Origin of the sequence: Leclercia sp. UBA1284 (genome assembly GCF_002308415.1) — a bacterium.
In the GTDB taxonomy this organism is placed as follows: Bacteria; Pseudomonadota; Gammaproteobacteria; order Enterobacterales; family Enterobacteriaceae; genus Enterobacter; species Enterobacter pneumoniae.
Window position 1 is genome coordinate 1,858,540 of the sequence record NZ_DBUS01000006.1, and the last position, 14,657, is coordinate 1,873,196.

General features: G+C 54.1%; 15 protein-coding genes. 11 read left to right on the forward strand and 4 right to left on the reverse strand.

Going from position 1 to position 14,657, the window contains the following annotated elements:
• Positions 1 to 26 precede the first annotated feature (26 nt).
• Positions 27 to 1,421, reverse strand: a complete 1,395-nt coding sequence (locus B3511_RS12195) for a hypothetical protein (RefSeq protein ID WP_286782548.1) — start codon at positions 1,419 to 1,421, stop codon at positions 27 to 29.
• 201 nt (positions 1,422 to 1,622) lie between these two features.
• Positions 1,623 to 2,459 carry a flagellin gene (locus tag B3511_RS12200; RefSeq protein WP_046884856.1) on the reverse strand — a complete coding sequence of 279 codons (837 nt, stop codon included), beginning with the start codon at positions 2,457 to 2,459 and terminating at the stop codon, positions 1,623 to 1,625.
• Between the two features lie 379 nt (positions 2,460 to 2,838).
• Here B3511_RS12200 and fliD point away from each other — a divergent pair, with 379 nt between their 5' ends.
• The 4 genes from fliD to amyA are packed head-to-tail and all read left to right on the forward strand — an operon-like array spanning position 2,839 to position 6,595.
• A complete protein-coding gene (fliD, locus tag B3511_RS12205; RefSeq protein ID WP_046884855.1) occupies positions 2,839 to 4,257 on the forward strand; it encodes a flagellar filament capping protein FliD in 1,419 nt (472 codons plus the stop codon).
• A 13-nt stretch (positions 4,258 to 4,270) separates the two neighbouring features.
• The gene (gene fliS, locus B3511_RS12210) at positions 4,271 to 4,675 is read left to right on the forward strand and encodes a flagellar export chaperone FliS (RefSeq protein ID WP_046884854.1); all 405 of its coding nucleotides are present in this window, start codon (positions 4,271 to 4,273) and stop codon (positions 4,673 to 4,675) included.
• Between the two features lie 5 nt (positions 4,676 to 4,680).
• Positions 4,681 to 5,055: a flagella biosynthesis regulatory protein FliT gene (fliT, locus tag B3511_RS12215; protein ID WP_046884853.1), complete on the forward strand. Its 375-nt coding sequence runs from the start codon at positions 4,681 to 4,683 to the stop codon at positions 5,053 to 5,055.
• 52 nt (positions 5,056 to 5,107) lie between these two features.
• Positions 5,108 to 6,595, forward strand: coding sequence for an alpha-amylase (amyA, locus tag B3511_RS12220; protein WP_263616168.1), 1,488 nt, complete (start codon positions 5,108 to 5,110; stop codon positions 6,593 to 6,595).
• 41 nt (positions 6,596 to 6,636) lie between these two features.
• Here amyA and yedD read toward each other — a convergent pair whose 3' ends face one another.
• Together yedD and fliE are read right to left on the reverse strand one after the other, a co-directional pair.
• Entirely contained in the window at positions 6,637 to 7,050 is a 414-nt protein-coding gene (gene yedD, locus B3511_RS12225) for a lipoprotein YedD (protein WP_286783682.1), read from the reverse strand.
• A gap of 69 nt (positions 7,051 to 7,119) precedes the next feature.
• Complete coding sequence (fliE, locus tag B3511_RS12230; RefSeq protein WP_040074974.1) at positions 7,120 to 7,434, reverse strand: flagellar hook-basal body complex protein FliE; 315 nt, start codon at positions 7,432 to 7,434, stop codon at positions 7,120 to 7,122.
• A gap of 229 nt (positions 7,435 to 7,663) precedes the next feature.
• On the opposite strand from fliE, the gene fliF reads away from it, so the two are divergent.
• The 7 genes from fliF (at position 7,664) to fliL (ending at position 14,654) form a co-directional block, all read left to right on the forward strand.
• A complete protein-coding gene (fliF, locus tag B3511_RS12235; protein ID WP_046884852.1) occupies positions 7,664 to 9,346 on the forward strand; it encodes a flagellar basal-body MS-ring/collar protein FliF in 1,683 nt (560 codons plus the stop codon).
• A complete protein-coding gene (gene fliG / locus B3511_RS12240; protein ID WP_286782550.1) occupies positions 9,339 to 10,334 on the forward strand; it encodes a flagellar motor switch protein FliG in 996 nt (331 codons plus the stop codon). The genes fliF and fliG overlap by 8 nt, the downstream gene beginning before the upstream one ends.
• Positions 10,327 to 11,037: a flagellar assembly protein FliH gene (gene fliH, locus B3511_RS12245; RefSeq protein ID WP_046884851.1), complete on the forward strand. Its 711-nt coding sequence runs from the start codon at positions 10,327 to 10,329 to the stop codon at positions 11,035 to 11,037. Before fliG ends, fliH begins: the two co-directional genes overlap by 8 nt.
• Positions 11,037 to 12,407, forward strand: coding sequence for a flagellar protein export ATPase FliI (gene fliI / locus B3511_RS12250; RefSeq protein ID WP_046884850.1), 1,371 nt, complete (start codon positions 11,037 to 11,039; stop codon positions 12,405 to 12,407). The genes fliH and fliI overlap by 1 nt, the downstream gene beginning before the upstream one ends.
• Positions 12,408 to 12,428: 21 nt before the next feature.
• Positions 12,429 to 12,872: a flagellar export protein FliJ gene (gene fliJ / locus B3511_RS12255; RefSeq protein ID WP_040074969.1), complete on the forward strand. Its 444-nt coding sequence runs from the start codon at positions 12,429 to 12,431 to the stop codon at positions 12,870 to 12,872.
• A complete protein-coding gene (fliK, locus tag B3511_RS12260; RefSeq protein WP_286782553.1) occupies positions 12,869 to 14,080 on the forward strand; it encodes a flagellar hook length control protein FliK in 1,212 nt (403 codons plus the stop codon). Before fliJ ends, fliK begins: the two co-directional genes overlap by 4 nt.
• Positions 14,081 to 14,186: 106 nt before the next feature.
• A complete protein-coding gene (gene fliL, locus B3511_RS12265) occupies positions 14,187 to 14,654 on the forward strand; it encodes a flagellar basal body-associated protein FliL (RefSeq protein WP_286782555.1) in 468 nt (155 codons plus the stop codon).
• Positions 14,655 to 14,657 lie beyond the last annotated feature (3 nt).

Consider the following 14,657-nt stretch of genomic DNA (forward strand, 5'->3'; position numbering starts at 1 on the left):
TTATGCTATTTTCCCTTTTGAGGGAATTAGTGATGATATTTATGCTTGAGCGACGCTAAATATTCTGCACTGGCGCGGTTATTTCTCTCATTAACCCAACAGAAAGCCTCAGTTTGATTCTTGCTGCTAAGTAGAGAGTCACAATCAACCCGGGAGATTTGCATCTGTTCCGATCCCGTGAAGGTGTCGAGAACGGCAAACAGTGCCACCGGATCAAGGCCGTATGTGGCGTTACCGCTTTTAAGATTGACGTCAATAAACCCGGCGACCCGATCAAGGTAACGTTGGGTCAGCTCAACAGGATTCGCATAGATAAAGCCTGGGGAAATCTCCTCCCAAAATGGTGCGGTTTCACTGTGTAATAACATGAGTGGCGTAGTTTGAGATGCCCAGCGTTGACGCATTAATGTATTGGCATTGAGAGCAATAATCGGCGTGGCGAATTTTTGCAGCGCATGTCGCAGGAAAACGATTCGACGGCAGTCGTAGTAAACGGACATCGCCTCATGATCTGGAATCTCTTCGTGGGTGGCAGAAATATGGAGTTCAGGCAGGCGCTCACGCAGTGACATTACGCTCTGTTTGACCTCCTCATCACAGTTGAAGAGATGAAGATGGACATCCAGCACATCGCGGTTGGTTTCATAAACCGAGTACAGCAGCGGTATCGCGTGTTCAAAATAGTCATATTTATCGCAGGCTACCAGAACCGTCGTTTTACTGTTCGACGTTTTTGCGATCCATTCTGCGTAATCGCCATCCGAAATTTGATGCTCGCGCTCATTGAGGGGTCTGAAATCGATATAGGAATCGGGTATCCCCCCCAGTTTGTAGATGCCGCAGGTGATCATTAACAACGCCATTGGGTCTTCGCCAATAAGCGAAGCATCTTCAGTCAGCGCCTGAATCACCACCATCGCCTGGTTGTAATCATTTTCCATCAAACAGATCAGCAACAATATTTTCAGAACCGGCCCTGACTTACTGACTAGCGAAAGATTATTATTGATTAAGAAAAGCGCAGAAGAAATTTCGTTAATGCGGAAAAGAATCTGAATAGCGGCAACCAGATAATTTACGTTACTGTCGCCTTTCAATGCGGCAACAACAAACTCAATAATTCGGGGATTTAATTCAGCAGAGAGCCGTTGACGCTCTTCTGATTCAGCATCGTCAAGGGCATAGTTCGCCAGTACGATCGCACAGAGAAGATGCTTCAACGCCTCTTCTTTTTCTGGCTCGAGCTCCGTCCTTACTGCGCGTATCTGGGGTTCGAGGCGCTCGAAATGGGGGCTTTTGAAACTGAAGATCTCCGCGACGATATGCGTAGGCATAACGTCTGTTTCGGGCAGCTCAATCAGTCTGGTAAATAAATTGCGATAAAACTGACGCATAGCCCGGCTTCGTGCAAATTCACTCATCGTAATAACTCATCGGTAAATGTCGTCAGACGACTAAAAAGAGGGTTTTACGCAGAGTAGCACCCGGCAATACGGGCCTATGAAAGGAAAACGCTGTGAATTGCAGTCTTGTTTTGCACATTACTGAAGCGGGTATTCGGACTCAATGCAATAAAAAAAGGTTGCTGTTTCCAGCAACCTTTTTTGCACTTACCGCGTCTATTAACGCAGCAGGGACAGCATTGCCTGTGGAACCTGGTTTGCCTGAGACAGTACAGAAGTACCAGCCTGCTGCAGGATCTGCGCGCGAGACATGTTGGAAACTTCGGTAGCGTAGTCTGCGTCCTGAATACGGGACTGTGCAGCAGACAGGTTAGAGATAGAGTTGTTCAGGTTGTTGATGGTAGATTCGAAACGGTTCTGAATCGCACCCATGTTTGAACGAGCAGTATCGATTTTGCTGATTGCGTTGTCAGCTGCAGTGATGAATGCTTTAGCAGAGCTGTTGTCGGTGATGGTACCGGTCAGGCCAGCGTCGAGGCTGGTAGCTTTAGCATTGATCAGCGCGCCAGTGGTGATAGAGATGGTGTCAGTTGCACCAGTACCCGCACCCACCTGGATGTTCAGAGACTGAGTCAGGCTACCATCAAGCAGTTTTTTACCGTTGAAGTTAGCTGCGCCAGCGATACGGTCGATTTCACCCAGACGCTGAGTAATTTCAGTGCTCACAGAAGCGTAGTCAGTAGTACCGTTGGTGTCGTTCGCGGCCTGAACAGCCAGCTCACGGATACGCTGTAAGTTGCTGTTGATTTCGTTCAGGTTGCCTTCAGCAGTCTGAACCAGGGAGATACCGTCGTTGGCGTTACGCGCCGCCTGGGTCATACCCTTAACCTGAGCGGTCATACGGTTAGCAATCGCCTGACCAGCAGCGTCATCTTTAGAGCTGTTGATACGCAGACCAGAGGACAGACGCTCGATAGCAGTGCCCAGGGAAGACTGAGATTTGTTCAGGTTGTTCTGAGTGGTCAGGGACAACAGGTTAGTATTGATAACGGCCATAATTTTAATTCCTTAAACAAAAATGGTTTCTAGGTCGGTGCCTAACACTCACGGCGTCTCTCACCGTCAACAAGGTTATCGACGTCCCGGCAACAGACTTTAGAAAATATCTTATAAAAAATTCAAATTATTGTTATTTAAGGTATTTTTTTATTTTATTTCTTATGAAGCCCCGTCCGCGGACATCGCCATAGCTCAAATCGTTCATTTTTCACGCTCAGAAAAAAACCGTAAAGCAGATAACGCGCGTTAAAAAACCTGACGCTATAAAAGCGTATAGAGGTGTTTTTTTTGCCCGATTAATTTTTTCCATACAGCGTAAACTTTTCATCATTTTGGCCGATATAGGTCTGAAACAACCATTGGAAAGGAATAAATTATGGCCACTATTAGCAACCTTGGGGTGGGGATGCCAGGTTTGCAAGATCTGTACGATAAGTTACAGGCTGCGGAAGAGACGAAGTTAACGGCTATTGCCACACAGAAAACGAAATATGATGCGCAGATTACCGGTTACGGCAAACTGCAAAGCGCGCTGACCACTCTGCAAACTGCTGCGGCTAAACTGGCCAAGACAGATACATGGAACTCAACATCTGTCACCAGCACCAATACTGCCTTCGCAGCCACCACGTCAACGAATGCCAACGTTGGCGAATTTACCATTAATGTCAGCAAAATTGCCAAAGGTCAGGTACTGACTACCGCACCGGGCACCATTGATAGTAATACCAAACAGCTGGGTGCAACCACGGCCGGGAACAGTCGTACCATCACCATCACCCAGGCTGGCGCCGACAGCAAACCCTTAACCGTGACGCTGGCCGATGGCGATACCTCCCTGAATGGTATTGCTAAAGCCATTAACGCGGCCAACGGCAACGTCTCTGCAAGTATTGTGAAAGCAGATACCGGCGATTACCGTCTGATGCTGTCATCAAAAACCACGGGTACCGACTCGGACATGACGGTTACCGTCACCGGGGACGATACGCTGAATGCGGTGATTGGCGGTGCGGCACTTAATGAACAAGTAGAATCACAAAACGCCGTCGTCAACGTCAATGGCATCGATATCATCCGTCAGAGTAACACCGTAACGGACGCACTCCCTGGGGTCACCTTAACCCTGAAGGCGCCAAGTACGGCCGATGAAACGCTGTCAGTCACCCGCTCTACCGACGACAACAAAAAAGCCATAACTGAGTGGGTTACTGCTTATAACTCCCTGCAATCTACCATTACTTCTCTGACCAAGTATGTACCGCCAGCAACAGGTGCAACGGCTCAAAACTCCGGTAACGGGGTGTTGATGGGTGACAGCACTATCAGGGGAGTACAGTCAGATCTGCGTGCTTTATTGACCAATGTCCAGACAGGTTCTTATGCGATTATGGCGCAACTGGGTATCACCCAGGACCCGTTGAAGGGCGCTGACGGCACGTTTGGTAATCTGAAGATTGACGATAAAAAGTTAACTCAGGCGCTGACAGACAATCCGGCTGGCGTTCAGGCTTACTTCGTCGGGGATGGTAAAACGACCGGTTTCGCTACCCAAATGAATAACAAACTGACAGATATGCTGAGCACCTCTGTGGGTAAAGAAGGTGTTATTCAGAACGCGAAAGACGGAATCAACGCCACACTGAAAACAATTGGCCAACGTTATGACGCGATGGAACTGTCTATTGAAGCCACAATGGCCCGGTATAAAAAGCAGTTCAGTGACCTGGATTCACTGGTCACTAAATTTAACAGCACTGCGTCTTACCTGACCTCGCAGTTCAGTAGCAAATAAGAAAGGAACCGATATGTATAGCAATTCTGGTGTACAGGCCTATCAAAAGGTAGGTCTCGAATCTGCCGTTTTGAGTGCCAGCCCGCACCAGTTGGTTGTCATGCTGTTTGACGGTGCTTATAGCGCGCTTGTAAGAGCGCGCCTTTTTCTTGAGCAGGGGGATATTCCTGCGAAAGGGGAGGCGCTTTCAAAAGCCATCAACATCATCGACAATGGCTTAAAGGCTGGCCTGAACATGGAAGTCGACAGCGACTTACCGGCTAATCTCGCCGCGCTATATGACTATATGGTACGCCGCTTACTACACGCGAACTTACGTAATGATGTCGAGGCGATTGTCGAGGTTGAGGGTTTATTGAATAACATTGCGGACGCGTGGAAACAGATCGGCCCCAATGCTACCTCCATTTCAGGATAATCTTGATGAATAATCCTAGCACTGCTCTTCACAACTGGCAGGCCCTACATGCCCTGAGTATTGCCATGCTGAATCTCGCACATTCCGGCTCCTGGGATGAGCTGGTTCAAAAAGAGACAGAGTACGTTAAGTTAGTCGAAAGCATCGGACAGAATTCGATCTCCTCCTGTCCGCCAGCGCAAATTGAGCAGGCACGTTTTCTGCTGGAAAAGGTGCTGCAAAATGAAACTGAATTGAAAGAGTTGTTATCGGCAAGAATGGATGAGCTGCGCAAGTTGATCACGCAAACCGGTAAACAACAATCTATTTCTACTGCTTATGGCAAACTCTCTGGCAATATTCTTTATCCAGAAAGCCTGACCCGCGACACCCAATTATGATTTCTTCATCCATACTCCAGAGGTCTGCCTAACGGCTTCTGGAGCACGGATGATGAAAAACCCCACCCTGTTACAACTCTTTCACTGGTATTACCCCGACGGCGGAAAACTCTGGTCTGAAGTAGCCGAACGTGCTGACGGTCTCAATGACATCGGCATCAATATGGTCTGGCTGCCTCCGGCCTGTAAAGGCGCCTCTGGCGGCTATTCCGTAGGCTATGACACCTACGACCTGTTCGATCTTGGTGAGTTTGACCAGAAAGGCTCGGTCGCGACCAAATACGGTGATAAAGCCCAACTCCTCGCTGCCATCGATGCGCTGAAACGCAACGAGATTGCCGTTCTGCTTGATGTTGTGGTGAACCATAAAATGGGCGCCGACGAGAAAGAACCGGTCCGCGTGCAGCGAGTGAATGAGCAGGATCGTACCCAGATCGACGATGAGATTATTACCTGCGAAGCCTGGACCCGTTATACCTTCCCCGCACGCGCCGGGCAATACTCGCGTTTTATCTGGGATTACAAATGCTTCAGCGGCGTGGACCATATCGAAAATCCGAATGAAGACGGCATCTTCAAAATCGTTAACGACTATACCGGCGAAGGGTGGAACGACCAGGTTGACGATGAAATGGGCAACTTCGACTATTTGATGGGTGAAAACATCGATTATCGCAACCGCGCCGTGACGGAGGAGATCAAATACTGGGCGCGCTGGGTCATGGAGCAGACCGGCTGCGACGGCTTCCGGCTCGATGCGGTGAAACACATTCCGGCGTGGTTTTATAAAGAGTGGATTGAGCACGTTCAGGAAGTGGCGCCAACGCCGCTGTTCATCGTGGCGGAGTACTGGTCTCACGAGGTGGATAAACTGCAGCAATATATCGATCAGGTTGAAGGTAAGACCATGCTGTTCGATGCCCCGCTGCATATGAAATTCCACGAAGCGTCGCTTCAGGGACGGGATTACGACATGAGTCAGATCTTTACCGGCACGCTGGTGGAAGCCGATCCCTTCCACGCGGTCACGCTGGTGGCTAACCACGATACCCAACCGCTGCAGGCGCTGGAAGCCCCGGTGGAAGCCTGGTTTAAACCTCTGGCGTATGCCCTGATCCTGCTGCGGGAAAATGGCGTCCCCAGCGTCTTTTATCCGGATCTCTATGGTGCCAGTTACGACGATACCGGCGGGGATGGCGAAACCTACCATGTTGATATGCCGGTCATTGAACATCTGGATAAACTCATTCTCGCCCGTCAGCGCTATGCACATGGGATCCAGACCCTCTGGTTCGATCATCCTAACTGTATCGCCTTTAGCCGCAGCGGCACGGAAGAAGATCCCGGCTGCGTAGTGGTACTGTCCAATGGCGATGAGGGAGAGAAAACAATCACCCTCGGCGAAAATTATGGCAACAAACAGTGGAAGGATTTTCTCGGTAACCGCGACGAGACCGTCATTACCGATGAAAGCGGCACCGGGGTCTTCACCTGCCATGGAGGCAGCGTCAGCGTGTGGGTGTTAGAAGAGGTGCTGTAGTAACGAGACCGGGTAGTGCTTGTGCCCTACCCGGCGCGGTTTTATGGCAGTTGGCTGGCGAGCGGCGCTTTCTCCAGCGCGTCAGCACACTCTACGGTAGGCCGGGTCACGCGTTCCAGCGTCATCCCATCGTACTCAAGCAGGCTGCCATCGCGTTCGAGAGAATAGATATCGAGCTTGCTGGTCACGTTGTAAAAATCATCTGAACGCAGCATGACTTTTCCCGGTACCGCAATCACCCGTTGCCACTGGCGACAATCCAGCGTATCGCCCTGCGGAGTCACCACCAGGGAAGCGATGGCCTCCGGACTGACCAGTTTGCTCTGTGGCCCTTTCGTCTGCCAGTAGCCCGCCAGACTGGCCGGGACCGGATGTTTAACCACATCCTGATAGTTATCAACCTGCACACATCCGCTTAAGGCCATCAGCGCACCAATAATTGCTATTTTTTTCATCATCTTTCTCACATGAGAAGAAAAAAATATTGTGGCATTAAAGCGATGAGGCCGCCAGCCTGATAAAACCTAAACCTGCATGGACATGACGTCCTGATAGGCCTGCATCAGTTTATTACGGACCTGAATACCCATCTGCATCGACACAGAGGCTTTCTGCATATCGGTCATCACGTCATTCAATGCTACGCCTGGCTCTCCCAGGGTGAATTTCTCTGCCTGGGTGCGGGCGGCAGACTGGGTTTCGCTAATGCGGTCCAGCGCGGCATGCAGCTGACCGGCAAAGCTCACGGTTGGCTGCACATCCGCCACGTTCTGATTACGGGCCGTCATTGCCGTTGCCTGCAACTGGCTGATAACGCCTTCAATACCCTGAATTGCCATGACTCTCTCCTGGATGGATTTTTACGCGCTCAAGAGTACCAGCCTGTCAATAAGATAAAGGCGCTAAATAGCGCGAAAAAACCAGGTTATTTGACGCATAGAAAATCCCGAATCATCAAATAATGACACAGCCATCAAATATGGAATTTTTGTCGTGTTTGCCGACCCGGGAGTCTGTTTTGTTTCTCTACACGAATAATGTAATCCACGAAGAGTCACGAGGTGCGCTATGAGTGCAACAGCAACAACAGCACCTCAAACTAAACCTCTCGAGTGGATGAGTCGCCTGCGCGCGAACCCAAAAGTACCGCTGATTGTCGCCGGTGCTGCTGCTATTGCTATCATTGTCGCCATGGTCCTGTGGGCCAAAGCCCCTGACTATCGCACCCTTTATAGCAACCTCTCCGATCAGGATGGCGGTGCCATCGTCACCCAGTTGACCCAAATGAACATCCCTTACCGCTTCGCTGATAATGGCGGTGCGCTGGAAGTTCCGGCAGACAAAGTTCATGAATTGCGCCTGCGTCTGGCTCAGCAAGGTCTGCCGAAAGGCGGCGCCGTGGGCTTTGAGTTACTGGATCAGGAAAAGTTTGGCATCAGTCAGTTCAGCGAGCAGGTCAACTACCAGCGTGCGCTGGAAGGTGAACTGGCCCGCACCATCGAAACACTGGGGCCGCTGAAAAGCGCCCGCGTTCACCTGGCCATGCCGAAGCCGTCGCTGTTTGTCCGCGAGCAAAAAGCCCCTTCCGCCTCCGTTACCGTAAACCTGGAGCCTGGCCGTGCGCTGGATGAAGGCCAGATCAACGCGGTTGTGCACCTGGTTTCCAGCGCTGTCGCCGGTTTACCGCCGGGCAACGTGACCCTGGTAGACCAGAGCGGGCACCTGCTGACCCAGTCCAATACCAGCGGTCGCGATTTGAATGATGCCCAGCTGAAATACGCCAATGATGTTGAAAGCCGCGTTCAGCGCCGCATCGAATCTATCCTCGGCCCTATTGTCGGTAACAGCAATGTCCATGCGCAGGTCACCGCGCAGATCGACTTTGCTAATAAAGAGCAGACTGAAGAGCAGTATCGTCCGAACGGTGAAGCGTCGCAGGCGGTAATGCGTTCACGTCAGGTTAACGAGAGTGAGCAGATTGGCGGCCCGAATGCGGGCGGCGTGCCGGGTGCGCTCTCTAACCAGCCTGCACCGGCCAACACTGCACCGATCACTACGCCGGCTCAGAACCAGCAGGGTCAGCAGAATAATCAGCAACAGACGACGTCAACGGCGGCGAATTCCGGCCCACGCAACAGCAGCCGTAATGAAACCACCAACTACGAAGTTGACCGTACGATTCGCCACACCAAACAGAATGTGGGCGACATCGAGCGTCTCTCCGTCGCCGTGGTGGTGAACTACAAAACCCTGCCAGATGGCAAACCCCTGCCGCTCACCGCAGAGCAGATGAAACAGATTGAAAATCTGACCCGCGAGGCGATGGGCTACTCCGAGAAACGTGGCGATACGCTCAACGTGGTCAACTCACCGTTCAGCGCAACGGACGAAACAGGCGGTGAACTGCCGTTCTGGCAACAGCAGACGTTTATTGATCAGCTGATGTCTGCCGGTCGCTGGCTGCTGGTTCTGCTTGTCGCGTGGCTGCTGTGGCGTAAAGCCATTCGCCCACAGCTCAATCGCCGTGCAGAGGTTATCAAGGCACAGCAAGAGATGCTCACGCAGCGTGAAGAGACCGAAGAAGCGGTGGAAGTCCGCCTCAGCAAAGACGAGCAGCAACAGCAGCGTCGTGCTAATCAGCGCCTGAGCGCCGAGGTCATGAGCCAGCGTATTCGCGAAATGTCAGACAACGATCCGCGCGTCGTGGCGCTGGTCATTCGCCAGTGGATGAGTAACGAAGAACATGAGTAACATTTCCGGAACGGATAAAAGTGTCATCCTGCTGATGACCATTGGCGAGGATCGTGCGGCAGAGGTGTTTAAACACCTCTCCCAGCGCGAAGTTCAGATCCTCAGTTCAGCGATGGCGAATGTACGCCAGATCTCGAACAAGCAGCTGACCGACGTGCTGGCCGAGTTTGAGCAGGAAGCAGAACAGTTTGCAGCGTTGAACGTCAATGCCAACGAATACTTGCGTTCAGTGCTGGTCAAGGCACTCGGCGAAGAGCGTGCCGCCAGCCTGCTGGAAGACATTCTCGAAACCCGCGACACCGCCAGCGGTATCGAAACGCTTAACTTTATGGAGCCGCAGAGCGCCGCCGACCTTATTCGCGACGAGCATCCGCAGATCATCGCCACCATCCTGGTTCACCTCAAGCGTGGCCAGGCGGCAGATATTCTGGCGCTGTTCGACGAACGTCTGCGTCACGATGTCATGCTGCGTATCGCCACCTTCGGCGGCGTACAGCCTGCCGCGCTGGCAGAGCTGACCGAAGTGTTGAACGGCCTGCTCGATGGCCAGAACCTCAAGCGCAGCAAAATGGGCGGCGTGAGAACCGCAGCCGAAATTATCAACCTGATGAAAACGCAGCAGGAAGAGGCCGTTATTTCGGCGGTGCGCGAGTTCGATGGCGAGCTGGCACAAAAGATTATCGACGAGATGTTCCTGTTCGAAAACCTGGTCGAAGTGGACGATCGCAGTATTCAGCGCCTGCTGCAGGAAGTGGACTCCGAGTCGCTGCTTATCGCCCTCAAAGGGGCCGAACAGCCGCTGCGCGAGAAATTCCTGCGCAATATGTCCCAGCGTGCAGCCGATATCCTGCGCGACGATCTGGCCAACCGTGGTCCGGTTCGTCTGTCTCAGGTGGAGAACGAGCAGAAAGCGATCCTGCTTATTGTTCGTCGTCTGGCCGAAACCGGCGAGATGGTAATTGGCAGCGGCGAGGATACCTATGTCTAACGAACTGCCGTGGAAGGTCTGGACACCGGATGACCTCGCCCCTCCCCTCGCGGAGTTTGTGCCTGCCGTAACGGCGACAGAGACGCCCGACGGCGAAGAGACCGACGTGCCCGAGCTTAGCGAAGAAGAGCTTAAGGCGCAGCAGTTAGCGCAGATCCAGATGCAGGCCCACGAGCAGGGTTATACCGCGGGCATGAACGAAGGCCGCCAGCAAGGGCACGACAAGGGTTACCAGGAGGGTCTGGCTCAGGGGCTGGAGCAGGGTCTGGCGCAGGCGCGTCAACAGCAAGCGCCTCTTCACGCCCGTATGCAGCAGCTGGTGAGCGAATTCCAGCATACGCTGGATGCGCTGGACAGCGTCATTGCCTCACGCCTGATGCAGATGGCGCTGGAAGCCGCGCGTCAGGTTATCGGCCACACGCCGCCGGTAGACAACTCGTCGTTGATAAAACAGATCCAGGGTCTGCTCCAGCAGGAGCCGCTGTTTAGCGGTAAGCCGCAGCTGCGCGTCCATCCGGACGATCTGCAGCGAGTGGAAGAGATGCTGGGTGCCACGCTTAGCCTGCACGGCTGGCGTCTGCGTGGCGACCCGACGCTGCATCACGGGGGCTGTAAAGTCTCTGCGGATGAAGGCGATCTTGATGCCAGCGTCGCTACCCGCTGGCAGGAGCTGTGCCGTCTGGCAGCGCCGGGAGTCGTCTGATGACCGCGCGCCTCACCCGCTGGCTCACCACGCTGGATAATTTCGAAACGAAAATGGCGCAGCTGCCTTCGGTTCGTCGTTACGGTCGTCTGACCCGCGCTACCGGCCTGGTGCTGGAAGCGACCGGCCTGCAATTGCCGCTGGGCGCCACCTGTATTATTGAACGTCAGGACGGCGCCGATATCCGCGAAGTTGAAAGCGAAGTGGTCGGTTTTAACGGCCAGCGGCTATTCCTGATGCCGCTGGAAGAAGTCGAAGGCGTTCTCCCCGGCGCCCGCGTTTACGCCAAAAGTTTAACCGGTGACGGTCTGCAGAGTGGCAAACAGCTGCCGCTCGGTCCGGCGCTGCTCGGTCGCGTACTGGATGGCGCAGGTAAACCGCTCGACGGCCTGCCTGCTCCAGATACCACCGAAACCGGGGCCCTGATCACCGCCCCCTTCAACCCATTACAACGTACGGCGATCGAGCATGTGCTGGACACCGGCGTGCGTCCAATCAACGCCTTGCTGACCGTCGGCCGTGGTCAACGTATGGGGCTCTTTGCGGGCTCGGGTGTCGGTAAATCGGTGCTGCTGGGCATGATGGCCCGCTACACCCAGGCCGATGTGATCGTGGTGGGGTTAATCGGCGAGCGTGGCCGCGAAGTCAAAGATTTTATCGAGAACATTCTCGGTGCAGAGGGGCGCGCCCGCTCGGTGGTGATTGCCGCCCCGGCCGATGTGTCTCCCCTGCTACGCATGCAGGGTGCCGCCTATGCCACCCGTATCGCCGAAGATTTTCGTGACCGCGGTCAGCACGTACTGCTGATCATGGACTCCCTCACCCGCTACGCCATGGCGCAACGTGAAATCGCCCTGGCGATTGGCGAGCCGCCGGCCACTAAAGGCTATCCGCCGTCGGTGTTTGCCAAACTCCCGGCGCTGGTAGAGCGTGCCGGTAACGGCATCACCGGTGGGGGCTCCATCACCGCGTTTTATACGGTCCTCACCGAGGGTGATGACCAGCAGGACCCTATTGCCGACTCCGCGCGCGCCATCCTTGATGGGCACATCGTGCTGTCGCGCCGCCTGGCCGAGGCGGGTCACTATCCGGCCATTGATATCGAAGCGTCAATCAGCCGTGCGATGACCGCGCTGATTAGCGAGAAGCATTACGCCCGCGTGCGTAACTTCAAACAGTTGCTCTCCAGCTTCCAGCGTAACCGCGATCTGGTCAGCGTCGGCGCCTATGCCAAAGGCAGCGACCCGATGCTCGACAAGGCGATTGCGCTCTGGCCACAGCTGGAGGCCTATCTGCAACAAGGTATTTTTGAAAAAGCTGACTGGGAAGATTCGATTCAGGCTCTGGAGCATATTTTCCCGCAGGTGTAACAGAGGTAGAGGGCGAAGGTCATGGCACAAAATAGCGCATTAACGACGCTGAAAGATCTGGCCGAAAAAGAAGTTGATAACGCCGCACAACAACTCGGCGCTATGCGTCGCGGCTATCAGCAGGCTGAGGAGCAGCTAAAAATGTTGATCGACTATCAGCATGAGTATCGCTCCAACCTCAACAACGATATGACACAGGGCATCGGCAGCCAGCGGTGGATCAACTATCAGCAGTTTATCCAGACGCTGGAAAAGGCGATCGATCAGCATCGCCAGCAGCTTGACCAGTGGAACCAGAAAGTCGATACGGCGCTCAATTTCTGGCGAGAGAAAAAACAGCGGTTACAGGCCTGGCAAACCCTGCAGGAGAGACAAGTGGCCGCCGCGACTCTGGCCGAAAACCGCCTTGATCAGAAAAAAATGGATGAGTTTGCCCAGCGCGCTTCAATGAGGAAACCTGAATGATCACACTGCAACAACTGCTCTCAAGCGATACCGACCTTACCGGCGGTGCGCTGGGCGGTAAAGCCGCCGACGGCGGGCAAGATTTTCTTGCTCTGCTGGCGGGTGCATTAACCGATGCGAAAGCGCAGGGCAAAGAGACGCCGCTGACGCTTAGCGATCTGCAGGCGGCAGGCGACAAACTGTCGAAAGCAGCGCTGTTAAAAGGCGACGAAAGCCTGGATGCCAGCGCCCTGAGCGATCTGCTGGCAAGTAAAGAGATTAAATTCACTGACGATAGCGTTCAGCAGGGCACGCTGCAGGGGCTGGTCTCTGGCTTAATGCCGGCGGGTAAAACCGACGTGCTGAAGACGCTGACGCAGGCGGTTAAAGAGGCCGATAGCAAAAGCGAGCTGAGCGATGACGAGCTGGCGGGCCTGAGCGCCCTGATGGCGATGCTGCCGCATCAGCAGCAGGCCAGCACCATCGCCGCGCCGAAAGCGATGAGCAGCGACGCCATTGCTGTTCAGGTTCCGCTGACGGGAGCGAGCGCCGGACGTCAACCTGCGCTGGAGACCGACGCCCAGCGCACAGGTAAACAGGTTGCTCAGGATCCGACCGTAGCGCTTCCGGGCAATAATCAGCTCTCCCCAGCCGTAGCGGCGGTCGCTACGAAGCACGAGGTGGATAGCACCCCTTCTCCGACGGTATCTGGCACGCCAACCGCCAGCATCGCCCCCGTACTGAATACCGCCAATGCCGCACAGCCAACCCTGGTTGCCGCGCCGGTGGTCAGCGCACCGCTGGGCAGCCATGACTGGCGCCAGAGCGTCAGCCAGCACATCACCCTGTTTACCAAAGAGGGCCTGCAGAGCGCCGAGCTGCGTCTGCACCCCGAAAATCTGGGTCAGGTGCAGATTTCACTTAAACTGGATGATAACCAGGCGCAGTTGCAAATGGTGTCAGCGCACAGTCACGTGCGGGCCGCACTGGAAGCCGCCATTCCGGTTCTGCGTACCAACCTGGCTGAAAGCGGTATTCAGCTTACCCAAAGCAGCGTGAGCAGCGAGAGCTTTGCAGGACAGCAAAATGCCTCGTCGCAGCAGCAGGGACAGGCTTCCCGCTCTGGTCATCAGGGTGGTTTTAATGAAGAGAGCGATGAGATTCTGCCAACCCCGGCCGCCTTGCAGTCTGCCGCCCGCGGTAATGGTGCGGTAGACATCTTCGCCTAAACGCCAGAGGTAGCGTGATTATCCTCGTCTTTTCCACGCTTTGACGCGGTAAGGACACGGGATAATCACTTTATTAGCAGTACCCGAAACAGGAAGCTCGTATCAGATGACTGACTCCGCTATCAGCAAAAAAAGTAAGCGTTCCATCTGGATCCCGCTGCTGGTGTTGATTACCCTCGCCGCCTGCGCGACCGCCGGTTATAGCTACTGGCGCATGAACAAGGCACCGACAGAAAAAGTAAAAGAAGAGATTCCGCCGCCACCTGCGCCGGTCTTCTTTGCGCTGGATACCTTTACCGTCAATCTGGGAGAGGCAGATCGCGTCCTCTATGTCGGTATCACGCTGCGTCTGAAAGACGAAGCGACCCGCACACGTCTGAGCGAATATTTGCCAGAAGTGCGTAGCCGTCTGCTGTTGCTGTTCTCTCGTCAGGACGCATCACAGCTCGCGACCGATGAAGGTAAGCAAAAACTGGTAGACGCTATTAAGCAAACGCTGGCCGTACCGCTGGTATCTGGCCAACCTAAGCAGGAAGTCACTGACGTTCTGTATACAGCCTTCATTCTGCGGTAAAGA